Origin of the sequence: Streptococcus sp. NSJ-72 (genome assembly GCF_014334035.1) — a bacterium.
GTDB lineage: Bacteria > Bacillota > Bacilli > Lactobacillales > Streptococcaceae > Streptococcus > Streptococcus constellatus.
This window is the reverse complement of the sequence record NZ_CP060489.1, coordinates 465,335-487,808: the sequence shown is the minus strand read 5'-3', so window position 1 is coordinate 487,808 and position 22,474 is coordinate 465,335. Positions and strand designations below refer to the sequence as shown.

The 22,474-nt window shown below is 38.9% G+C and carries 21 protein-coding genes; 1 reads left to right on the top strand and 20 read right to left on the bottom strand.

What is annotated here, in order from left to right; all coding sequences use genetic code 11:
• Positions 1 to 163 precede the first annotated feature (163 nt).
• The 9 genes from H8787_RS02465 to truA all read right to left on the bottom strand — a co-directional run bounded on the left by H8787_RS02465 (position 164) and on the right by truA (position 9,847).
• Positions 164 to 2,140: a peptide ABC transporter substrate-binding protein gene (locus H8787_RS02465; RefSeq protein ID WP_003070579.1), complete on the bottom strand. Its 1,977-nt coding sequence runs from the start codon at positions 2,138 to 2,140 to the stop codon at positions 164 to 166.
• 159 nt (positions 2,141 to 2,299) lie between these two features.
• Complete coding sequence (locus tag H8787_RS02460; RefSeq protein WP_049481631.1) at positions 2,300 to 2,989, bottom strand: B3/4 domain-containing protein; 690 nt, start codon at positions 2,987 to 2,989, stop codon at positions 2,300 to 2,302.
• 162 nt (positions 2,990 to 3,151) lie between these two features.
• Positions 3,152 to 4,762, bottom strand: coding sequence for a CTP synthase (locus H8787_RS02455; protein ID WP_126467591.1), 1,611 nt, complete (start codon positions 4,760 to 4,762; stop codon positions 3,152 to 3,154).
• 243 nt (positions 4,763 to 5,005) lie between these two features.
• Positions 5,006 to 5,593 (bottom strand): DNA-directed RNA polymerase subunit delta, encoded by a 588-nt coding sequence (rpoE, locus tag H8787_RS02450; RefSeq protein ID WP_003070583.1) that lies wholly within the window; start codon positions 5,591 to 5,593, stop codon positions 5,006 to 5,008.
• Positions 5,594 to 5,828: 235 nt separating this feature from the next.
• Complete coding sequence (gene tig, locus H8787_RS02445) at positions 5,829 to 7,112, bottom strand: trigger factor (RefSeq protein WP_003070584.1); 1,284 nt, start codon at positions 7,110 to 7,112, stop codon at positions 5,829 to 5,831.
• A 120-nt stretch (positions 7,113 to 7,232) separates the two neighbouring features.
• The gene (locus tag H8787_RS02440; RefSeq protein WP_022524559.1) at positions 7,233 to 7,796 is read right to left on the bottom strand and encodes a TIGR01440 family protein; all 564 of its coding nucleotides are present in this window, start codon (positions 7,794 to 7,796) and stop codon (positions 7,233 to 7,235) included.
• Between the two features lie 84 nt (positions 7,797 to 7,880).
• On the bottom strand, positions 7,881 to 8,357 hold the full coding sequence (locus H8787_RS02435) for an ECF transporter S component (RefSeq protein ID WP_006270221.1): 477 nt from the start codon (positions 8,355 to 8,357) through the stop codon (positions 7,881 to 7,883).
• Positions 8,335 to 9,108, bottom strand: a complete 774-nt coding sequence (locus H8787_RS02430; protein WP_003070587.1) for a bifunctional hydroxymethylpyrimidine kinase/phosphomethylpyrimidine kinase — start codon at positions 9,106 to 9,108, stop codon at positions 8,335 to 8,337. The genes H8787_RS02435 and H8787_RS02430 overlap by 23 nt, the downstream gene beginning before the upstream one ends.
• Positions 9,098 to 9,847 (bottom strand): tRNA pseudouridine(38-40) synthase TruA, encoded by a 750-nt coding sequence (truA, locus tag H8787_RS02425; protein WP_003070588.1) that lies wholly within the window; start codon positions 9,845 to 9,847, stop codon positions 9,098 to 9,100. Before truA ends, H8787_RS02430 begins: the two co-directional genes overlap by 11 nt.
• Positions 9,848 to 9,957: 110 nt before the next feature.
• Here truA and H8787_RS02420 point away from each other — a divergent pair, with 110 nt between their 5' ends.
• Positions 9,958 to 10,443 carry an NUDIX hydrolase gene (locus H8787_RS02420; RefSeq protein ID WP_187328160.1) on the top strand — a complete coding sequence of 162 codons (486 nt, stop codon included), beginning with the start codon at positions 9,958 to 9,960 and terminating at the stop codon, positions 10,441 to 10,443.
• 31 nt (positions 10,444 to 10,474) lie between these two features.
• On the opposite strand, the gene dnaJ is transcribed toward H8787_RS02420, so the two are convergent.
• The 11 genes from dnaJ to H8787_RS02365 form a co-directional block, all read right to left on the bottom strand.
• The gene (gene dnaJ, locus H8787_RS02415; RefSeq protein ID WP_187328159.1) at positions 10,475 to 11,608 is read right to left on the bottom strand and encodes a molecular chaperone DnaJ; all 1,134 of its coding nucleotides are present in this window, start codon (positions 11,606 to 11,608) and stop codon (positions 10,475 to 10,477) included.
• A 202-nt stretch (positions 11,609 to 11,810) separates the two neighbouring features.
• Complete coding sequence (locus H8787_RS02410; protein WP_102568263.1) at positions 11,811 to 12,137, bottom strand: hypothetical protein; 327 nt, start codon at positions 12,135 to 12,137, stop codon at positions 11,811 to 11,813.
• Between the two features lie 71 nt (positions 12,138 to 12,208).
• Positions 12,209 to 14,041 (bottom strand): molecular chaperone DnaK, encoded by a 1,833-nt coding sequence (dnaK, locus tag H8787_RS02405; RefSeq protein ID WP_187328158.1) that lies wholly within the window; start codon positions 14,039 to 14,041, stop codon positions 12,209 to 12,211.
• A gap of 451 nt (positions 14,042 to 14,492) precedes the next feature.
• On the bottom strand, positions 14,493 to 15,029 hold the full coding sequence (gene grpE, locus H8787_RS02400; protein WP_187328157.1) for a nucleotide exchange factor GrpE: 537 nt from the start codon (positions 15,027 to 15,029) through the stop codon (positions 14,493 to 14,495).
• Positions 15,030 to 15,064: 35 nt separating this feature from the next.
• Positions 15,065 to 16,099, bottom strand: coding sequence for a heat-inducible transcriptional repressor HrcA (gene hrcA, locus H8787_RS02395; protein WP_006270270.1), 1,035 nt, complete (start codon positions 16,097 to 16,099; stop codon positions 15,065 to 15,067).
• A gap of 172 nt (positions 16,100 to 16,271) precedes the next feature.
• Positions 16,272 to 16,991 (bottom strand): transaldolase, encoded by a 720-nt coding sequence (locus tag H8787_RS02390; protein ID WP_003070595.1) that lies wholly within the window; start codon positions 16,989 to 16,991, stop codon positions 16,272 to 16,274.
• A 16-nt stretch (positions 16,992 to 17,007) separates the two neighbouring features.
• Positions 17,008 to 18,384, bottom strand: coding sequence for a PTS ascorbate transporter subunit IIC (locus H8787_RS02385; RefSeq protein WP_003070596.1), 1,377 nt, complete (start codon positions 18,382 to 18,384; stop codon positions 17,008 to 17,010).
• A 19-nt stretch (positions 18,385 to 18,403) separates the two neighbouring features.
• A complete protein-coding gene (locus tag H8787_RS02380) occupies positions 18,404 to 18,682 on the bottom strand; it encodes a PTS sugar transporter subunit IIB (RefSeq protein WP_003035564.1) in 279 nt (92 codons plus the stop codon).
• Positions 18,675 to 20,732, bottom strand: coding sequence for a BglG family transcription antiterminator (locus tag H8787_RS02375; RefSeq protein WP_187328156.1), 2,058 nt, complete (start codon positions 20,730 to 20,732; stop codon positions 18,675 to 18,677). Before H8787_RS02375 ends, H8787_RS02380 begins: the two co-directional genes overlap by 8 nt.
• 205 nt (positions 20,733 to 20,937) lie before the next feature.
• The gene (locus tag H8787_RS02370) at positions 20,938 to 21,633 is read right to left on the bottom strand and encodes a histidine phosphatase family protein (protein ID WP_003070598.1); all 696 of its coding nucleotides are present in this window, start codon (positions 21,631 to 21,633) and stop codon (positions 20,938 to 20,940) included.
• A 135-nt stretch (positions 21,634 to 21,768) separates the two neighbouring features.
• The gene (locus H8787_RS02365) at positions 21,769 to 22,464 is read right to left on the bottom strand and encodes a histidine phosphatase family protein (protein WP_187328155.1); all 696 of its coding nucleotides are present in this window, start codon (positions 22,462 to 22,464) and stop codon (positions 21,769 to 21,771) included.
• Between the last annotated feature and the right edge of the window lie 10 nt (positions 22,465 to 22,474).

Here is a 22,474-nt window from a genome sequence, read left to right as displayed (position 1 = left end):
ATTCTAGCACACAAACAGTAAAAAGTAAATAGAATTTTCTAAATTTTACGACATATTTTGAAAGCTGATTTAATAAGGTTTATATTAATCTATTAACCTTTAGAAATTAAAAAAGCAGGTTTTCCTCATCTTTTAGTGAGTTTTACCTGCTTTTATCATTGTATTATTTTACATGATCAGCTAATTCATCTTGAGCTTTTTTATTAGACTCGGCTTTTTCTTTTTGCCATTTCTTCTTGGCTGCTTCATAGTCTTTCTTCGTGACAGCATCTTTACCGACTTTAATGTATTTATAGTAGGTTGAGCTACCTTTACTACCTGTTTGCGCAAATGCACCTGAGAACGGTTGAATGCGTGACACAAAAGTTCCGGCACCTGTTGAAGCCATTGTTGGCAAGACAAGCGAACTGTCTGTTAACCAAGCTTGTGCTGCTGCATATTTTTCATAACGTTTTGCAATGTCTGTTGTTTCTGCACCTGCTTCATCGACTAATTTATTATATTCGTCCAAGCCTACTGCTTTAGCACCGGCATTTTCACTACCAGAGTCAAAACCAAACCAAGTCTTCGTATTGTCAGAAGCCGTTGATTTCAAAATATCAAGATAAGTAGATGGATCTTGATAATCAGGACTCCAACCAACAGCACCTGAAATATCCCAGTCTTCTCCAGCTGCATTTGGAGCATAGTAAGTGACGTTATTAAAGTCGTCTTCTGACATCATATTCAAGTCCATGACAACATTTTCTTTGCCGAGTACTTTTTCAACAGATTGTTTTAAAGACTGCATCCGAGCAACGTAGTTCTTAGAAGTTTCTACAACAGGAACGTCTAAGTGGATTGGGAATTTCACACCTTGAGCTTGCAAAGCTTCTTTTGCTTTTGCAAATTTTGCTTTTGCTTTTGTTGGATTGTACAAGCCATTTTGTGAATCAGCTAGTTTGACACCCTTCCAGTCATCGCCATAGCTTGCTAATTTTTCTTCTACAACATCACTAAATGATTTTTCACCAACTTGAACAAAATTAGATGGTACAAACATATTACGGATTGCTGTGGCAGCACCATCTTTACCATTTACTTGTGCTGCATAAGATTCGCGGTCAAGTGCAAAGTTCAAAGCTTGACGGAAGTCTTTGTTCAACAATGCCTTTTTCGTTGAATTTTTTTCTTCATCTGTTTTCTTAGCCGTATGGTTGTAAGATTGACGGTCAATATTAAGGGCTAAAGCAGCCGTTCCAGAGCCTGCTTCTGCTGTATAGATATTGTCCTTGAATTGTTTTTCAAAAGTTGCAAAGTTTGAACTTGTTGGGAAGAGGCGTGCGTATGAGTATGCCCCATCTTTGAAATTACGAGCCAATGAGTCCTGGTCTTGACCATCATAGTAAGCAAGTTTAATGCTATCAACTTTTACTTTATCTTTATCCCAATAATGTTTGTTTTTAACATATTCTACCGCAGATTTTGCTGTGATAGCTTTCATCAAGAATGGTCCATTATAGAGGATTGAGTTAGGGTCTGTTGATTGGCCAAATTTATTTCCTTTAGATTTCAAAAATTCGGCATTAATTGGCCACATAATGGCAGAGGTTGTCTTAGAATTCCAATATGGTTCTGGCTTGTTCAATGTATACTGAACAGTATAGTCATCAACCGCTTTCACACCTACCGTTGAAAAGTCTTTTGTTTGACCATTCACGTAAGCATCTAAACCTTTAATTGAGTTTTGAACCAAATAAAGAGCCTCAGATTTTTTATCGGCAGCATGTTTCAGTCCAGTTACAAAATCTTGCGCCTTGACTTCAGCATATTCTTCACCTTCTGATGTGTACCATTTGGCACCCTTACGAAGTTTATAAGTATAGGTTAAACCATCTTTTGATACAGTCCATGACTTAGCCATTGATGGTACAAGATTTCCATATTTGTCATTTTCTAACAATCCGTCAACTCCATTTGTCACAAGATCGCTAGTGGTTGCTTTTCCTGATGTTACATAATCCAAAGTTTCTGGATCACCAGAATACACATAACCAAATTTTGTTTCAGCTGAGTTTGATTTCGAACCCGAGCAAGCTGTTAAAAAACCAGCAGTTAGTAGGGCTACCCCTGCTACTGCAATAATTTTACTTTTTTTCATAGGTACCTCCGAAAACTATGATATATTCTAATTATACTATATCTTACTAAAAAGTAAAGAATTTTCAAACAAATCTTTTACTAAAAAATGTGATTGTATTCCAAATGCCTTCAAAAAAACAGATTTACTTCTCGTATCCTATCAGTGAATACACTGTTTTTATGTCTTTTTCTCTGAACAAATGACATACGTTTCAAACTCCAGATTCGGCATACATTCTGCTAAATCGTTCTCAATGCGTTTCAGTGCTTCTAAACGCATTTCAACAGATGTATGAGCATTTCCTTGAATGATAAAAATAGCATTCTTTGTCTCGTCATCAAATTTATAGTTTTCTCCGTCACGAACATCTAGCCATGCTAAAATTCCTTTTTGATCACGATAAACATAATCAGTCTGTGAAACGTGTTTTTCCGTGGATAAAATCGGTAGAAAAACATCTTCTTTTTGACTAACCGTAAATTCAATTTGCCCCGCTATTTTATCCAAATCATGCCCACCGATGGCTAATAAAGAATGTAAAGATTCAACATTATAAATATCAATAATACTATTAATATTCGGGATGGATCCTCGATGTCGAATATTCCGAATAAGCGCCAAAACGGTAGGAGGATTCTTCTTGACACTACGTCCGACACTTTGCAACAAATCCTTGTAGCCTTGAATGACTGGAGTATCAGACACCTCATCGATATCGCAATTCAATGCCCACTTTTCCATCTCTTTTTGCTTTTTCAAAAATGAAGCAGGTAAAGGTGCATGTGGATCTACATTTTTAGCGATGCCAATAACCACATTTTTAATCCCAAGCATTGCGAGACTTTCATTCAGTATAAACTTCATCATGATCCACCTCCGTTTCATTATTTATTGAGCTCATCAACTATTCAAATTGTATCATTTTTAGGAGAAAATTTCTTACTTTAGTTTTAAAATGCTGTCTTTCATTCATATTAACAAATTTTTCTCCTATGAGAAATGCTAAAAAGACTGGAATTGCTTCCAATCTTATTTCTCACTATTTTCAACTGCTGCTGTAACAAAAGCTGTATAAAGTCCTTCTGGACGATTAGGACGGCTAGATAATTCTGGGTGGTATTGACAAGCCACAAAGAATTTATTTTCTGGAATTTCTACAATTTCCACCAAGCGATTGTCCGGTGAAACTCCTGAGAATACAAAACCGGCATCTTCAAATTGTTGACGGAATTCATTGTTAAATTCGTAACGGTGGCGGTGGCGACGCTGAACAACTTCTTGATTATCATAAGCTGCAGCGGCTTTGGAACCACGTTTCAACTTAGACGGATAAAGTCCTAAGCGAAGCGTTCCTCCCATATCTTCTACATCAATCTGATCACGCATCAAATCAATAACAGGATGCTTCGTATCAGGATTTAATTCTGAAGAATTAGCATCTTCAAATCCTAGCACATGGCGAGCAAACTCAACACAAGTCAACTGCATACCAAGGCAAATTCCAAGCATTGGCACATCATTTTCACGCGCATATTGAATGGTCGCAATCTTTCCTTCGGTTCCGCGATGACCAAATCCCCCCGGCACAATAATACCGTCTGCATCTTTCAACAATTCGGCGACATTTTCAGTTGTGACATCATTTGCATTGACCCAATTCAGCTTGATTTCTGCATCATTGGCATAACCAGAGTGCTTGAGAGCTTCTACAACAGAGATATACGCATCTGGCAACTCCACATATTTCCCAACAAGCGCAATTTTTACTTGTTTCTTCAAGTTCATGACTTTATCAACCATAGCAGACCAATCTGTCATATCTGCTTCTGGCACGTCCAACTTCAAGTGATCACAAACGATTTGGTCCATGTTTTGTGCTTGCAAATTCAGCGGAATTTGATACAAATGTTCCACATCTAGCGACTCAATCACTGCTTCTGGTGCTACATCACAAAATTGTGCCAATTTGTTCTTAATATTTTGGCCAGCCGGTTTTTCAGTACGAATAACAAGCATGTTCGGTTGAATTCCAAGACCACGCAATTCTTTTACAGAATGCTGAGTGGGCTTCGTTTTCATTTCCCCAGCAGCTTTCAGATAAGGAAGCAATGTCGTGTGGATATACATCACATTATCTGCACCAACATCTGCCTTCATTTGACGAAGTGCTTCTAAGAATGGCAAACTTTCAATATCTCCAACAGTTCCTCCTACTTCTGTGATAATCACGTCAGAGTCTGTTGTCGTTGCAGCGCGTTTAATTTTTTCTTTTAGAGCATCTGTAATGTGTGGAATGACTTGAACAGTTGCTCCAAGGTACTCACCTTTACGTTCTTTACGAAGAACTTCGCTATAAATCTTACCTGTTGTCACATTTGAATATTTATTTAAGTTGATATCAATAAAGCGTTCATAATGCCCGAGGTCTAAGTCAGTTTCTGCACCATCATCCGTCACAAATACTTCACCGTGTTGATAAGGGCTCATCGTTCCTGGGTCAATATTGATATATGGATCAAACTTTTGAATGGTTACCTTAAGACCACGATTTTTCAAAAGACGACCAAGACTTGCTGCCACAATCCCTTTACCGATCGAACTAACTACACCACCTGTAACAAAAATATATTTTGTTGCCATACATTCTCCTTATCTAAGATACAAAACTCATTTAGAAAACACACGAAAATGGGAAACGACTATTCATAAATCAACCTTTGCTTTTTCGATGTTTTCAGGCGTGTTCACTTCTAATAGCAAAAACAAAAACAGCTCCCTAGAGCTAGGGAGCTTTTGACTTCTTAAAAGAAGTGCCCGATATTATAATATCGCAGAATAAATTTTTTGTCAAATAAGAACAGAAGCAAACGTTAGCGGACTTAACTATTCTTCATCCTCTGAATCCACCTCATCATCTGAATAGTCTTCATCCTCTTCATTGAGTTCGACTTCTTCACCTAAATCATCAGGTGCAATTTCATTGATTTCAGCATCATACGCTTCTACTTCACTCTTTTCGTCGTCCGGATTATCCTCGTCATAATTAAGGGCAGGATCTGCTTCATATGAGTCTTCATCTTCTGGATCATCGTCATTGTAATCAATGGCATTTTCATCTCCGTCCATAAAGGCATTCACACGTTTTTTCTTCCGTTTCTTAGGAGTTTCTTCATCGTTATCTTCAAGGGCGATAATTTCCTCATCCACCTCGTCAATCGCATACCATGAACGCAAGCCCCATTTGTTATCTCCTAGAGGAATGAAACTGCCGTCTACATTTAACTCTGTATAAAAAAGCGGCAAGGCTTCACGAATATCACTATTTGATTTTTCAAGGTAATTTTGAATTTCATTGACAAGGTCATTAAAATACATTTCATGATTGCGACCACGTGTCTCTAAAATAGCACGCGCCACTTCAATCATAGAAAGTTCACTTTTTTCTTGTCCAGCAAATACTTCTAATTCCAAAATTGATCTCCTTTTAAGGTTTAAGAGCTTTTTTAGACTTGCTCTTAAAAATTAATTTGTTGAATTTTCGCTACTTTTTATTGTACGATAAAAATCTTCTTTCGTCAAAAAGAATTTTATTTTCCAATCAAGAAAATCACTCTTTTTCATCAAAATGACTTCTACTTTTATATAAAAGAAGCAAAAAGGCAATTCAGCCGAATCTCCGACTGAATTTGCCTTATGTATCATTAGATTATTTTACTTTTGCAGTACTTGTAATCAATTCAACGGCTTTTTTAATAACAATATCATGTTTCAACATATCTGTTGAAAGAAGTTGACGAACACGCTCCACTTCCATATTGTAGTCAGTTGCAAGTGAAGAAATTTCTGCTTCGATGTCTTCATCGCTCGCTTCAAATCCTTCTGCTTTTGCAACAGCTTCAATCACAAGATTAGTCTTAGTACGTTTTTCAGCGTCAGCTTCATGTTGTTTATGAAGATCTTCTTGAGTTGTACCAGTGATTTGGAAGTACATGTCTGGTGAAATACCTTGACGTTGCATGTTCCCAAGAAATTCATTTACAGAGCGATGAACTTCTTCGTGAACCATTTCTTCTGGCAATTCAACGATTTCTGCATTTTCTACTGCAAGGTCAAGTGCCGCAGATTCAACTGCATCATCAAACGCAATTTCTTTTGATTCAGCCAATTCTTTGCGGTATTTTTCTTTTAATTCATCCAGTGTTTCAACATCTTCATCAATGTCTTTGGCAAGTTCGTCATCTACTTCTGGAACTTCTTTTTCTTTGACTTCATGAATCGTAGTCACAAATTTAGCATCTTTACCTGCAAGATCTGTTGCTTGATAGTCTTCTGGGAATGTCACGTTTACTTCTACTGTTTCACCAGCAGCATGTCCAACTAATTGGTCTTCAAAACCTGGAATAAATTGACCGCTTCCAAGTTCAAGTGAGAAGTTATCTCCTTTACCACCATCAAATTCAACGCCGTCAACTGTTCCAACAAAATCAATCACAACTGTATCACCATTAGCAGCCTTATCTTCTTTCAATACAAGTTCTGCTAAATTATTGCGTTCGCGTTCAACTTTTGCATCTACATCTGCATCAGATACTTCTTTAGAGACATCAACAGATACTTCTAAGTTTTTATACTCACCTAATTTTACTTCGGGTTTTGTAACCACTTCCGCAGTAATGGTCCAATCTTGACCTTTTTCCATAGACGCCACATCAAATTGTGGTTGAGCAACAACTTCGATCTCTGCTTCTTTAACAGCAGCTTCATAAGCAGCTGGGAGAAGAGCATTTAATGTATCTTGGTAAAGAGCTTCTTCACCAAATCTTTGATTAAACACTGGACGAGGAAGATGACCTTTACGGAAACCTGGTACATTCAGATTTTTCTTAACTGAGTTAAATACACGATCCAATTCTGGCTTGATTTGTTCTTGACTAATTGTAAATGTCAAAACTCCGCGATTTGTTTCTTTGCTTTCAAATGATACAGACATTCTGTCATTTCTCCTTAAAATTTATTGAATACAATCAATTATACCATAAATACACGTTATTTCACAAATTTTCTAATGAAAAATTTAACGATTTTTCCGTCCATTTGCTGATTTTGCTCTTTATGCTTTTCGAATTTTATCTTTTTGGTAAGCAGCTCGCGCTCCACCGATTAGCTTTGGACGACTGGCAAGCGCAGTCACATGCGCTTCTCCGAGTTCTCTCAAAATTGGTCGTACTGGAATTTGGACGTGCTTAATATGCATACCAATTGCTGTATCTCCGATATCCATCCCTGCTTGAGCCGTAATAAATTCCACTTCAACTGGGTTGTTCATATATTTAAAAGCTGCTAGTTGACCACTTCCACCAGCATGAAGAGTTGGCAACACATTGACAATTTCCAGATTTTGTTTCTGCGCCAATTCTTTCTCCACGACCAAAGCACGATTGACATGTTCACATCCCTGAACTGCCAAGTAAATTCCGCGAAGTGACAACATATCCAACATAGTTTTGACAACAACTTCTCCCACTTCTTGACTGGAATTTTTTCCAATATGCCCTCCAATCACCTCACTGGAAGACAAGCCCAGTACAAAAATATCACCGGAAGATAGTGCTGATTTCTCTAAAACATCTGCTAAAATGGTTTGAGTTTGTTTTTTCAATTCTTGTAAATTCATCATTTTACCTCGTTTCATTTTGTCATAAATACTTCTGAATATATTTACAAATAGAGCTTTTAAAAGCCCAAGAGGACACCGCCCTTATTTGTTTAACTTTTTCAAAACATCTGTCAACAGTTTATTCAAAATAGATCCGACAATTATCCCTAAGGTATTTTGGCAAAAGTTAGGAAATATTTCTGGAAAAGCCGCTCCCCAACCATGCATGATAGTGGAAGCAACAGCATAACCTCCTACCATAACAAGCGTAGCTAACACCAAACCGAGATAACGACTTTTTCCTTTAAAACCTGCAAAATATCCTTGTAAACTATGAAAAATCAAGCTAAAGAACATCCACTGTGGATAACCTGAAAGCAAATCAATGAGAAAGCCAGCTAAACCACCGACGATGGCTCCTTCTTTTCTGCCAAAATAAAAGGCGGTAAAGAAAATACCTGCATCAAGGAACGTTAAAATCCCCGTTGGTGTTGGAATTTTTAAATAGTAGCCCAAAACAACTGTCAACGCAGCAATCATGGACAAAAGGACAAGTTTATATGTCTGATTTTTTTTCATATTGAACAACCCCATATTGATCTGAATGTTGGATAGCTTGGTAAACAAATTTTTTTGAAATTTGAACTGCTTCAACAATTGATTTTCCTAACACTAACTGACTGGCAATGCTAGAAGCAAAGGTACAGCCAGCGCCCGTGTTATTGTTGTCTAAAACAGGTGATTCCAGAAATTGAAACTGCTCTCCATTATAAAAAACATCAACTGCTTTTTGAGAATCTAGACGATTCCCTCCTTTGATAACAACGGATTTAGCACCTAAGAAATGGAAAATTCTAGCCGCTTCTTTTACGTCTTCCACCGTTCGCAACTCTTTTTGAGCCAATAGTTCGGCTTCTGGTAAATTAGGCGTGATAATACTTGCATAAGGGAAAAATTTAATCAGTTCCTCTCGAAGTGCTGAGACCTCGACATCATGAGTTTCCTTGCAAACCAAGACAGGATCTAATACGACAGGAATGCCTGCATGAGCTTTCACAAAATCCAAGGCCAAATCTGCTATTTCAACATTTGGTAAGAGTCCTAGTTTGATGGCTGAGAAAGGCACATTCTTGAGAGAATGAAGCTGCTGAGAAAAAACAGTAGAATCAACAGGAATGACTTCAAAACCTTGCTCTGTCATGGCTGTCAGGCAAGTCACTGCCACAAAACCATGCAGTTGATTGACTGTATAAGTAGCTAAATCAGCGTGCAATCCGCCACCACTAAAGATATCATTCCCTGAAATTGCCAGAATAAGATTATTCTTCATATCGTATCTCCTTTAGATAAAGTCCGTTTGGTGCTGCTGTTGGTCCAGCCAAATGACGATTTTTCTCTGTTAAAATTCTATCAATTTGCTCAACTGGCATTCGTTTATTTCCAATTTTCAATAAAGTACCGACCATATTGCGAATTTGCTTATACAAGAAGCCATTGCCAGAGAAAGTAAAAATCAGAAAGTTGCGCTTCTCATCGAAATCTAAGTATGCTTTTGTAATCGTCCGAACTTTATTTTCCACACTAGTCCCTGAAGCTGTAAAACCTGTAAAATCATGAGTTCCTTCTAACTTTTCAATAGCTTCTTCAATCAAACTCAAATCAAGCGGATAAGGGTAATGGGTTGCATAATGGCGCATCATAGGATTTTTAGGACGCCCGATATCCACTATAAATTCATAGGTCTTGCTGTGTTTACAATATCTTGAATGAAAATCTTCATTCACCTCTTCTACGCTAATAAAATCAATGTCTTCTGGTGTCTGCGTATCAAGTGCGAAACGTAGTTTTTCTTCATCCCTTTTTTGTGGTAAATTAAAATGAATTACCTGCCCCAAAGCATGAACGCCACTGTCTGTGCGTCCAGCTCCATGAACGATGACAGGCTTTCCTCTATTGATTTTAGTTAAAGTCTTTTCAATCTCTTCTTGAACGCTGCGAGCATGAGGTTGCCGCTGAAAACCAGCAAAGTCATGACCATCGTAAGAAATAATCGCTTTATATCGTGTCATGTGTTTATTGTAACAAGAAATAAATTGGAAAACAAGAAACTAAAAACACAATTGTCCGGGGACAGATTTTCATTAAAAATATGCTACACTAGAATACGGAGGAAAGATAAATGACTGATATTACTTTTTGCGAAAAGAAATCTCGATTTCGTTACAAAGCTGCTGCCGTCATTATTGAAGAAGGCGCGCTTGCTTTTATGACCAATCCAAACGAGGATTATTTTTATCCTTTAGGTGGAGCTGTTCAGCTAGGAGAAACTTCAGAAGAAGCTATTCTTCGAGAAATTAAGGAAGAAACTGGACAGGACTACGAAATCGATCGATTGCTGTTCATTCACGAAAATTTTTTCCAACAAAGTTCTGGCAAATTAGCCGGTCTGAATTGCCATGAAATTTCCTTTTATTACTTGATGAAGTCAAAAGGCCAGCAGTTCCCAAGCTTTTCTGCTGCCGAAACAGTTGAATGGATTCCACTAGATCGAATGGATGAGTATCAAGCCTACCCAAATTTTCTAGCAAAACTTGTTTCCACACAACCAACTGGTATCAAGCGCGTCATCACCAAAGATGAAGAACACACAATTTTATCCTTATAATATAAAAGAGCAGCGTCAAACTGCTCTTTTCTTATTGCTCAAAGGCATCTTTCATTTTATCAAAGAAACCTTTTTTCTTTGGATTGATTTTCATATCACCAGCTTCTGCAAACTCTTTCAGTGCTGCTTTTTGACGATCGTTGAGGCCAGTCGGCGTCACAACATTGACAGTTACATACTGGTCACCCATGCTTCCGCCACGCAAGCTCGGAGCTCCTTTGCCACGCAGACGGAAACGTTTGCCAGTCTGTGTTCCTTCTGGGATATTCAGCTCCACATCCCCGTGAACAGTTGGAATATCCACACTGTCACCAAGAGCTGCTTGGACAAAGTTGAGATTGAGCTTGTAGTAAATGGTAGATCCGTCTCGCTCAAACTTGTCGCTCGGCTCAACTTGAACTACGACATAAAGGTCACCATAAGGACCACCATTAAAGCCAGCCTCACCTTGTCCAGACAAGCGAACCTGTTGACCAGTTTCAACACCTGCTGGGATTTTTACATGGACACTATGAGCTTGTTTTTCATGCCCTGTTCCGTGACAGGTTTGGCAAGGTTCTTTAATTTCTTGCCCTCGCCCATGACAGACATCACAAGTTACTTGGCGACGCATCATACCAAGAGGAGTTTGCGTATCAACATTAATCACTCCTGCTCCGTGACAGCGACTACAAGTGACTGGACTAGTTCCTGGTTTCGCACCCGAACCATGACAAGTATGGCAGGTAGCCTCACGATGATATTTAATTTCTTTATCTGTACCAAAAATGGCTTCTTCAAACTTCAGGTTGACCCGATATTGAAGGTCATCCCCTTGACGAGGTGCATTCGGGTTGCGAGTTGAACCACCTCCGCCAAAGAAGCTAGAGAAAATATCTTCAAAACCACCAAAGCTAGAACCATCAAAGCCTCCGAAACCGCCAGTTCCACCGCCGAAGCCGCCATTAGCACCTGCGGTACCATATTGATCATAGGCTGCCCGTTTTTGCTCATCGCTCAAGGTTTCATAAGCCTCTTGGACTTCTTTATATTTTTCTTCAGCACCTGGTTCTTTATTGATGTCCGGATGATACTTTTTAGATAATTTCCGATAGGCTCTCTTGATCTCGTCTTGAGAAGCATTCTTGGAGACGCCTAGACGGTCATAATATTCTGTATTGTTCATGTAAGATACCAAGACCGTAAAATTCAACTGAAAAATAGGAAATCAGGCGACGGAGTGATGCTCCTAGGCTGATTTCTCTTTTTTCTGAGAATTTAGGTCGGGTTCAGTTCCTTTCTAATTTAGTATAAGAAAGAACCGGAAGTTTCCATTCCAATTTCTTTCTTACCGAAAAACAGAGGCTGGGCTGCAACCTCTGGATTTCTTATAACAAATTCGGATTCTCCCTGATTATATTGATAATATCTCGAGCATTAGTTATATTTTCTGAATAACTGCCACTAGTACCATCATCATCTTCGTAACTATAATTACTTGTTAATGAATAATCACTTTCAATGATGTATTCTTTAACCCAATTCCTAGTATATTTACCATCCGAGCTCCAATTGTCAAAGCTACCTTCTTCAGTATGTCTATTCCCTACTGAATTAATAAAACGCATTAACCAATCTACATCACTATCATTCAAATGAGAACCCGCAATATCAATGTACTGTGAAAGGTAATCTCTTTCTTCTCTAGTAGCCATATCATTCTCCTTTAAGTATAACTATCTAATAATCAGGAAAAATTATGTTATATATAACTAAATAAATCTTCTTATTTTTCCGTAAACTCTCCGTCTACGACATCATCACCTTTGTTATCGCCTGTATTTGCTTGATTTGCACCTTCTGCTCCTGCTTGAGCTTGTTGGGCTGCAGCTGCTTGTTCGTAAAGTTTCACAGCGAGAGCTTGCGCTTTTTCATTGAGTGTTTCAAGTTTTGATTTCATGTCATCCAAGTTGTTGTTGTCTTGGGCTTTTTTCAATTCATCAAGAGCAACTTGAGCAGCGTCACGTTCTGCATCAAAGCCTTTGCCTTCTGTTTCTTTGATAGTCTTTTCAGTCGCAAAGATAGCTTGATCTACTTCGTTGCGAAGATCTACTTCTTCTTTACGTTTTTTATCTGCTTCGGCGTTTGCTTCTGCATCTTTCATCATGCGGTCAATTTCTTCATCTGTCAAACCTGAGTTCGATTGGATAACGATATGTTGTTCTTTTTGCGTACCAAGGTCTTTAGCCTTAACAGACACGATACCGTTTTTGTCAATATCAAATGTTACTTCAATTTGAGGGATACCACGAGGTGCAGCAGGAATGTCTGTCAATTGGAAACGTCCAAGTGTCTTGTTATCTGCTGCCATTGGGCGTTCACCTTGAAGAACATGGATATCCACAGCTGGTTGGTTATCTGCAGCTGTTGAGAAGACTTGTGATTTAGAAGTTGGGATAGTTGTGTTGCGGTCAATAAGTTTTGTAAATACACCACCCATAGTTTCGATACCAAGTGACAACGGTGTTACGTCCAAAAGGACAACGTCTTTAACATCACCAGTAATCACACCACCTTGGATAGCAGCACCCATAGCAACCACTTCGTCAGGGTTTACAGATTTGTTTGGTTCTTTACCAGTTTCAGCTTTTACTGCTTCCACAACGGCTGGGATACGTGTTGAACCACCAACAAGAATAACTTCATCAATTTCTGACAAGCTAAGACCAGCGTCAGACAATGCACGACGAACAGGTTCTTTTGTGCGATCCACAAGCTCACGAGTCAAGTCATCAAATTTCGCACGTGTCAAGGTCATTTCTAAGTGGAGAGGTCCAGCTTCTCCCGCAGTGATGAATGGCAAGCTGATTTGAGTAGAAGTTACACCAGAAAGGTCTTTCTTAGCTTTTTCAGCCGCATCTTTCAAACGTTGAAGAGCCATCTTGTCAGTTGACAAGTCAATACCATTTTCTTTCTTGAACTCAGCTACCATATGATCAATAATCTTTTGGTCAAAGTCGTCACCACCGAGTTTGTTGTCCCCTGCAGTTGCTAATACATCAAATACACCGTCGCCTAATTCAAGGATTGACACGTCAAATGTACCACCACCAAGGTCAAATACAAGGATTTTTTCTTCTTTATCTGTCTTGTCCAAACCATAAGCAAGGGCTGCTGCTGTTGGTTCGTTGACAATCCGTTCTACTTCAAGACCAGCAATTTTACCAGCATCTTTAGTTGCTTGACGTTGCGCATCGTTGAAGTAAGCAGGAACTGTGATAACTGCCTTAGTTACTTTTTCACCAAGGTAATCTTCAGCATAGCCTTTCAAATATTGAAGAATCATAGCTGAGATTTCTTGTGGAGTATACTCTTTTCCATTTGCTGAAACTTTTTCAGAAGTTCCCATTTTTGATTTAATGGAGATAATCGTATCAGGATTTGTCACTGCTTGACGTTTTGCTGCGTCACCAACGATGATTTCACCGTTTTTGAAAGACACAACTGACGGTGTTGTACGGTTACCTTCTGGATTTGCGATAATTTTGCTTTCAGTTCCTTCAAGAACTGCAACTGCTGAATTTGTTGTACCTAAGTCAATACCGATAATTTTAGACATAATAATGATACCAAGAACGCCGACAATGCGACTGAAAATTAGGGAACCAACGAAGCATTCGATGAATGCCAGGCGGTTTATCTATTTTCCGAGCATTTCGTTCGGGTTCAAATCCTTTCTTATTTCCTATTTTTACTTTAATTTTCTTTTTGATACTCTTCTTAGGTGGCGACGCCGTCAGAGCTTGACTTCGTCAATCTCTTTGACTAAACTTTGAGCCTAAAGTCTCAAAGTTTGCGTAAGTAGCGCCACGACAAAGAGTATCGTCTTTGGTTCGCTTCGCTCATCAGAAGCAAAGCTAAACGAATGTTTTCTTCCTTCATAGTTTATTGTCGTTTCGGACAAGCTTTACGCAGTAGCTGATTGGCAGTTCACTTCGCAAACGCTCGTGACCAGCCTAATCACCCTTGCGAGGGTGCGTCAACGAAATCACAGATTTCTGACTTACCGTCTAATTATAAACAACCACCATTGCTGGTCGAAGAATACGATCGTGAAGTTTGTAGCCTTTTTGGAAGACCTGTGCAATAGTGTCGGCAGGGTGCTCATCATCAGCTGGAACTGTTTGGATGGCCATGTGATAGTTATGGTCAAATGCTCCGTCCGCTGCGATTTCTTCAATTCCCTCTTCCTTCAGAGCGTGAATCAAGCTTTCCTGCACCATCTCTAAGCCTTTTTTGACATCATCCGTCAACCCTTCGACAGCCAGAGCTCGCTCTAAATTGTCCAATGAAGGCAAGATAGCTTTTGCCAGATCCTGACTGCGGTACTTTTGCAGCTGCTGGCGTTCTTCACTCGCCCGACGCTGGATATTCTGCATTTCTGCATGAGCACGGAGATATTTATTTTCAAAATCTTCTGCACGCTCATTGGCTAGTTCTAATTCTGTTTTTTCAGGACTTACTGATTCAACCTGCTCAGTTGTTTCTACAGCTTCCTCTTTTACTTCTACATCTTCTGGATGTTCTTCTTGTTTATGTTTTGCCACAAGGCACCTCCTTTTTAGGAATATTTATACTATAATTAATGGACTTCATAGTGATTACTACTCAGATATCGATAAAAATCAGTCAATTTCATGGTCAGCACACGGTTGACAACATTCATCTGGCTGACCAGCCGTTGGTAATCAAGATTGACAGGCCCGACAACTGCCAGCACCCCAAAACCTCGATAAGGAATGAGGAATTTGCTGGAAATTAGAGTCAAATCAGCCAAACAGCTTTCTCTGCTGTCTGCCACGCGCACACTTTGCATCTGATCTTCAGCTAAACTATCTCGAAGTTCAAAAGCTACTTTTTGGGGCTGATCAAAGAACTGATAACTCTCTAAATCTGCAAAATCTAATAATCTTACCTTCCCAGACACAATGACATTTTCTTTGAAAATATCACTAAAGATATGCTCGAAAAGATCCAGAACATTGTCGGTCGTTGTAAAATAACGCTGGATAATCTGAGGAATCTCTGTTCGGATTTTATAGTGAATATCAAGAACTGTTTGTCCTAAAAAACGATCTTGAATCAATTCTTTCAGCTGAACTAAATCACCTCGTAGGAAATTACGGGGGATCACGAACTGGCTGGTAATCGTATTGGACTCATCTAAAGTGAAAACTGCTAAAGCTGTATGTTGGCTGAGAATCACGATGTCAAAAGCAGTCAAGCGTTGTTGACTTGGCTCTACATCAAGTGCTGCCACTGTACATCCGCTCAACATTGAAAGAACATCTGCTGCCTGTTGAAGAACATCCTCTAACTTGAAGAATTCACGATCAAATGCCTTTATCACTTCATAGAGTTCATTTTCAGCAAGACGATCAAAGGAAAGGGAGTGTTTGACAAAGTATTGAAAACCTGCAACACTAGGCTTACGTCCACTTGATGTGTGTGCTTTTTCTAAAAGGCCTTGTTTTTCAAGAATAGCCATATCATTACGAATCGTCGCACTGCTTGATTTGATTGACTCTTGTAGCGCTTTGGATCCGACTGGCTCGTGGGTCTTGGTAAAGATATCAATAATCAAATTCAAAATCTCATTTTGACGCTCCGTGACCACGGCATCACCTCCAATCAAGATTCCAATCTCAATTAGCACTCAACCGACTCGAGTGCTAACTCATGATTCTATTATACACTCTTCCACACCAAAGTCAAGACAAAAACTCAAAAAATTAGCACTCTTTTTACAAGAGTGCTAAAAATCAGACTTAAGATGAAGTATTTGCACATCATTCTTCTATTATCTTAAACCCTAAGCTAGTGCTATCACGGAGAAACATCTGAACAGTTTCCAATGAATACTCATATAGATCTTTGCCATTGAGAGATAATTTTTGAATCAAATCTGGTGTACAAGTGATAATATCTACACCTAACTCGTCTGCTTGATAAATATTGTATGCTTCTCGTGGACTCGCCCACAGCAATTCCACACTAGATTTTTGATGACATAAAGTCAAAGATTCTTTCATAATCGGTATCGGATCCACACCTGTATCAGCTATCCGCCCCGCAAAGACAGACACGATTGATGGCAGTCCTGCCTTTAAAACTGGCACAATTTCCTTGACTTGTTCTACAGTAAACACCGCTGTCACATTAACTTTAATTCCTTTAGATGTTAATCGATCAATGAGAGGAAGAGTTGATTCACCTCGAGAATTGATGACCGGAATTTTCACATAGACATTTTCACCGAGAGAAGCTAAGAATTCTGCTTCTTTCTCCATGATTTCCATCTCGTCTGAAAACACCTCAAATGACACTGGAAATTCTGTAATTTTTGTCAACACTTCTTTGGCAAATTCTACATAACTTGTAATGCCCGCTTTTTTCATTAGACTAGGATTGGTCGTAAAACCCGATACTAACCCAGACTCTAAATCCTTTAACATCTTATCCAATACCGCACCATCTGAGTAAACTTTAATAGATAATGTTTTAACCATATTTTTCTCCTTTATGTTATTCTTCAGAAATATTATTTAAAGCTGTATTTCCCTTTGTAATGATGGATGGTAACAGTAAAACCACGACTAAAACCGCTACAATCAGATAAACACCGATTTGTCCAATGGAATTTCCAACATTACCCAGCAAAATTCCAAATACGCCAAAGTCAAAATCGCCAAACGTTGTATTTGCAAAACCCAATTTTCCTAAAACGGGTAAGAGCGTTGCAGGAAGAAAGGCTAGAAACAAACCATTTACAAAAGATCCCAAAATAGCTCCACGTCGCCCCCCTGTTGCATTTCCGAATATTCCAGCAGTTGCTCCACAGAAAAAGTGAGGCACCATACCAGGAACAATCAAAACACCACCAATTGCTCCTAACACGAACATACCAAGCAAACCTCCAAGGAAACTAAAAGCAAAACCGAGAATAACAGCCGTCGGAGCATAAGGAAAGAATACAGCACAATCCACAGCAGGAACAGCATTCGGAATCAATTTCATTGCGATACCTTGGAAAGCTGGAATCAAATCTGCTAAAATCATCCGAACACCAGCATAAACGATAGCGACACCAACTGCGAATGTCAAACCGCCTACAATAGCAAAGATGAACGGATTTTTCCCTGCTGCTAATTCTGTTACAGTTTTAGGATTATTGATGAGACAGGCTACAACTGCAATGAGGTAAAATACGACCATCACCAAGCCTGTCGAAATGGTTGTATTTCTCAAAAAACTCCACTTCTCAGAGATATGCAATTCTTCCGTACTGGGACTGTTTTTGCCAACTTTAGAACCAATCCAAGCTGACAGATAGTAACCCAGACTACCAAAATGTCCCATAGCAATCTCATCTCCATCGGTGACTTTCAGAGTATACTTTTGCCCGATAGCTGGCGAAATTGCAGACCAGGCCCCAAGAATAAAGCCGCCAACCGCAACTAAAGCCATTCCTTTAAAGCCAATCGCTCCCAATACTGCAGACAAAAGACAAGCCATAAAGAAACTATGGTGTCCTGTTAAAAAGATATATTTGAATCGCGTGAAACGTGCAAACAAAATATTTAAAACCAAGCCAACAATCAAGATAGACATGGTTTCAACACCTAAAATCTTCTGAGCTACCGAAGTTACAGCTTCATTATTTGGTACAACCCCTGTAATGCCAAAGCCTTGGTCAATCAAAGTAGCCAAAGGAGCTAGGTTTTGTTGGATAACAGTCGCTCCAGCAGCTAACATCAAATACCCTAGAATAGGTCCTAATGTTCCTGTCAACACCTTGTGACTCGGAGTGCGCAAAGCGACTAAGCCAACAAAGGCAATCAGGCCCATCAAAAACGCAGGTTCGCTCAAAATATTTTGTAAAAAAGTCAGTACTCCATTCATCATAAAACCTCCATTCTTATTAAGGATTCATTTCTTCTAAAACTGGGACCAAATCTGCTTCAATCTTTTTACGATTTGTGTAGCTTTTGACAATACAGACTTTGGTTTCTACTGGAAAAATATCTTTAAATTCTTTAACTGTTACGTAAAGATCGGCACCTTTTCCGACTGCAGCATTTGAGTCACAAGACTCTACCTCCACTTCGATACCCAAATCTTTAGCTATTGCTTCCACCTTTAAACGTAGTAAAAGACTGCTGCCGATACCATTTCCACAAACTGTTACAATTTTAATCATAGCTTTCTCCTTTCTCAATTGCTTCTGTGATGATGCATAGTATTTCATCAATTGTTTCCGCCCTAATTAAGCTCCCTACTACTTCTTCATCATCCAAAATCATTGCCAGCTCCTGCAACGACTTTAGATGGGAAGTCGAATCAACTGCAGCCAAGACAAAAATTAGTTGAACTTGCTTTTCCTCATCTCCTTCATCTGTTATATCAAAATCCACAGGTTGTTTGAGTTGCAATAAACTAATTCCCAATTTATCAACTCCGTATTCAGGCGATGCATGTGGAACAGCAACCCTTGGTGCCAGTACAATATATGGTCCCATTTGCTCCACCGAATCAATCATCCCTTCCACATAAGATTGGTGGATATAACCTTGTTCCAGCAATGGAGCAGATGCCACTTGAATCGCTTTCTTCCAATCAGGCACACACTCTATCTGCCTTATTAATTTTCTTTCCAGTAAATCTACCAAACCATATCCTCCTAGTTCTTGTTTTTCTTGATTACCCATGATGTAAGTCGATAATTCTCTGCGAAGCTTACTCATATCCTTGATCTCTGCATGCCTATGGATAATCTGCAATAATTCTTCAACAGAAATTCCCATTTCATCTATATTAAAGTCGGTACAAACTTGTTTTTTCAACATGATTTTCTCCATTGAATTCATCAAAGGTTTTAACAAATAAAGTGGCTTATTCGTTTCAAAATAAATTGTTGAAAAAATCATGTCGTAAGTAGAAACACCAATTTCTTTCACCTGTTTTAGCTGGTGCACCTCTCGAAATACCATTTTAGGAAATAGCTGCTTTAACTCCGACTGAAGAATCAAAGAAGAACTAACACCATTTGGACAAATAGTTAGAGCAGTCAACTTCGCACTCTGATTTGATGTCCCAATCTGCTCCAGATACCCACCAAAATGAATGGTGAAATAAGCAATTTCATCATTGCTAATCGTCTTTTTCAAATATTTTTCCAAAGGGCTCAAACTTCGCCTTACAAGATGAAAGAGTGAATTGAAATCCTTTAGAATCTGCTCTTTTAAAGGATTATTCAATGGAATATCAAACAAAAGTCGATAAAAAGCCGGATAAAGATGAGCATATAAATCTTTTCTAAATTGAATGGAATCTCTAAATTCAATCCCTGTATAAGCTTTTACTTGATTGATAATCCGATCCATAATGAAAATCATTAACGGGTCTGGATTGTCTATCAAATCTCCTTGAATACATCCTGCTAACCGACTCATGATAAAATAACGTTTCTGCTCTAGCAAAGGATAAGAAACCACCAACTCTTTCACAAGTCTCCCTATGGAAGATTGTTCCATTTTCGATAAATATGGAGGTCCAATGACAGTCTGTTCTTCCCATTGTTGGCTAGCCAAAACCGCTAATAAGTAGCTCACTGCTTTGGTTTTTTCAAAAATAAAAACCAAATGATATTGACAGCCCAAATCATATAAGAAGTTATAAATCTCTTCAACATTTATTTGAAGCTGGCATTCATCCAGCACATATTTGATGACCCAACTGCCACTAGCTTTGGCTAAGATATTTTCTACCACTTGCTCAAGTAGAAGCATACGCTTTGTGTCGGTTGCACGTATAATGTAACCTTCTTGTCGAGTATAGACAAGTTGTCCCCCATATTTCTTTGCCTGCAATCTCGCTTTTTTTAAATCAGATAAAACCGAATTTTTACTCATCTGAAGTAAGCATTGCAAATGAGTATTAGAGACAAAATCAGTATTCAATAGAATATAAAGTATGATCATATCCAATCGCTCTTCAAAGAACAAATATTCACCTGAGTCTAATGACATCCGGGAAAATAGATCATTGAGAGAAATACCTGGCATTTGAATATACGATTCTTCTATTTGTATCCGTGGTAACCCCACACTAAACAATATATCATTGATTTTACGTATATCCGTCAGCACCATTTTTCTATTGGATTTCAGGAGAACAGCTAATTCTAATATAGAGGCATTCGGATAGCTAGAAAAGATTTGAAATTTTTCAATGAGCTCATTTGATAACACGATGATACCTCCTACAATTTTAGTATAATATAAAAAGTATCCGCTTTCAATTCAGATTCAGCCCAATTTATTACCCAGGTCATTAGCTTCGAATTGTGCTTTGGTCGAGAAATATATGAAAAAGCAGGGAAATTTCCCTGCTTTTTCATATACAAATTCTATCTAAACTCCCTTGATTTGTTCATATCAGTTGATTTTGAACACTTTATTTTGCTGACTGTTCTGCTAGTTCTTTTGCCCCCACTGTGCGATAAGACATATCACCAACATATTCAACTGTAAAGCGACCCTCTTCGTACTCAACAACCGTCACACTACCATTATCTAAACCATGCGGTCTTGTTTGGTCAATGAGATATACAAAAGTTCCAATAGTCATGCCGTGGCTAGCAATCAAAGCATTGCCACCACCAGAGGCTTCTATTTCTTTTGCAATGTCTAAAAATCCTGTCCAAATACGATTGCTCAATTTTTCCCAACTTTCAGCCCAACCAGCAGTATCCACTTCCACCAGACCTTCGGCCAACTCAGGATAACTCAATTGATGAACATGCTCTACGTTAAAAACACGCGGCATCACTCCCATGAACAATTCGCCATCATAGGCTCCATCAAAACTGCCAAAACACCATTCGCGAAGTCGTTTATCTGTGCGATAAGGAATGCGTCCTGTTAAACCGAGTTCCTCTAGCAGAATCCCCATGGTTTGAATCGTCCGCCCACTATCACTAGAAAAAGCTTTTGCAAATTGAATCCCAGACTTGCGAAGTCCAATCCCTAGCTCACGAATTCCACGTTCTCCCACAGCGGTCAAAGGTGTATCAGACCAGCCTTGTGCCCGACCGATTGTATTAAACATGGTTTTCCCATGGCGAACAATGTATAGTCTTGTTTTTGCCATATTTTACCTCCGTTTTTCTCACTATATTATATCATTTTTTGCAGAAAATCGTTTGAGAGATGAAAGAAAAATCAGGAGTAAGATAAAAGTCACAATTTGTAAACATCAACTTTTCTTACATTCCCGTTTTTATAATTATTTTTGTTTTTCCAGTATCTTAGCACCCACTTGGCGATAAGACATGTCTCCTAATGTTTGAATGGTAAATTTCCCATTTTCATATTCCACAACTGTTACACTGCCATTTTGCACGCCAGGATTTTTGGTAATCGCTTCATCAATCAGATACGCAAAAGCACCGATTGTCATACTATGACTGACGACAAGAGCATTGCCTCCGCCAGAAGCTTCTACATCTTTAGCAATCGCTGTAAACCCATCCAGAATCCGACTGCTCAATTGTTCCCAAGGTTCAGCCCAACCAGCTGTATCGACTTCAACCAAGCCATTCGCCAACTCAGGTAGACTCAGCTCCTTATAGTCATCTGTATTAAGAACTCGTGGAATCACGCCATAAAAAAGCTCACCACCATAGGCTCCATCAAAACTTCCGAAACACCACTCACGAATCCGTTTGTCAAAAGTATAAGGAATGTTGCCTGTTAAACCGAGTTCTTCAAGGACAATCCCCATGGTCTGAATCGTTCGCCCAGAGTCACTGGAAAAAGCTTTAGAAAATTTCAACCCCGACTCTCGCAGACCAATTCCTAATTCATGGATGCCACGTTCCCCTTCAGCCGTAAGTGGCGTATCACTCCATCCTTGCGCCCGACCAATTGTATTAAACATCGTTTTTCCATGACGAATAATGTATATTTTCGTTTTTGTCATTTCAATCTCC

Excerpts from the sequence above, each read along its gene's own strand:
- tig (WP_003070584.1), bottom strand. The coding sequence starts at position 7,112 with ATGTCTGTATCATTTGAAAGCAAAGAAACAAATCGCGGAGTTTTGACA.
- H8787_RS02455 (WP_126467591.1), bottom strand. The coding sequence starts at position 4,762 with ATGGCAACAAAATATATTTTTGTTACAGGTGGTGTAGTTAGTTCGATC.
- H8787_RS02390 (WP_003070595.1), bottom strand. The coding sequence starts at position 16,991 with ATGGTTAAAACATTATCTATTAAAGTTTACTCAGATGGTGCGGTATTG.
- H8787_RS02380 (WP_003035564.1), bottom strand. The coding sequence starts at position 18,682 with ATGATTAAAATTGTAACAGTTTGTGGAAATGGTATCGGCAGCAGTCTT.
- H8787_RS02430 (WP_003070587.1), bottom strand. The coding sequence starts at position 9,108 with ATGAAGAATAATCTTATTCTGGCAATTTCAGGGAATGATATCTTTAGT.
- H8787_RS02465 (WP_003070579.1), bottom strand. The coding sequence starts at position 2,140 with ATGAAAAAAAGTAAAATTATTGCAGTAGCAGGGGTAGCCCTACTAACT.
- truA (WP_003070588.1), bottom strand. The coding sequence starts at position 9,847 with ATGACACGATATAAAGCGATTATTTCTTACGATGGTCATGACTTTGCT.
- H8787_RS02370 (WP_003070598.1), bottom strand. The coding sequence starts at position 21,633 with ATGGCAAAAACAAGACTATACATTGTTCGCCATGGGAAAACCATGTTT.
- dnaK (WP_187328158.1), bottom strand. The coding sequence starts at position 14,041 with ATGTCTAAAATTATCGGTATTGACTTAGGTACAACAAATTCAGCAGTT.
- H8787_RS02460 (WP_049481631.1), bottom strand. The coding sequence starts at position 2,989 with ATGATGAAGTTTATACTGAATGAAAGTCTCGCAATGCTTGGGATTAAA.
- H8787_RS02435 (WP_006270221.1), bottom strand. The coding sequence starts at position 8,357 with ATGAAAAAAAATCAGACATATAAACTTGTCCTTTTGTCCATGATTGCT.
- H8787_RS02440 (WP_022524559.1), bottom strand. The coding sequence starts at position 7,796 with ATGAATTTACAAGAATTGAAAAAACAAACTCAAACCATTTTAGCAGAT.
- dnaJ (WP_187328159.1), bottom strand. The coding sequence starts at position 11,608 with ATGAACAATACAGAATATTATGACCGTCTAGGCGTCTCCAAGAATGCT.
- H8787_RS02385 (WP_003070596.1), bottom strand. The coding sequence starts at position 18,384 with ATGAATGGAGTACTGACTTTTTTACAAAATATTTTGAGCGAACCTGCG.
- H8787_RS02365 (WP_187328155.1), bottom strand. The coding sequence starts at position 22,464 with ATGACAAAAACGAAAATATACATTATTCGTCATGGAAAAACGATGTTT.
- H8787_RS02420 (WP_187328160.1), top strand. The coding sequence starts at position 9,958 with ATGACTGATATTACTTTTTGCGAAAAGAAATCTCGATTTCGTTACAAA.
- H8787_RS02410 (WP_102568263.1), bottom strand. The coding sequence starts at position 12,137 with ATGGCTACTAGAGAAGAAAGAGATTACCTTTCACAGTACATTGATATT.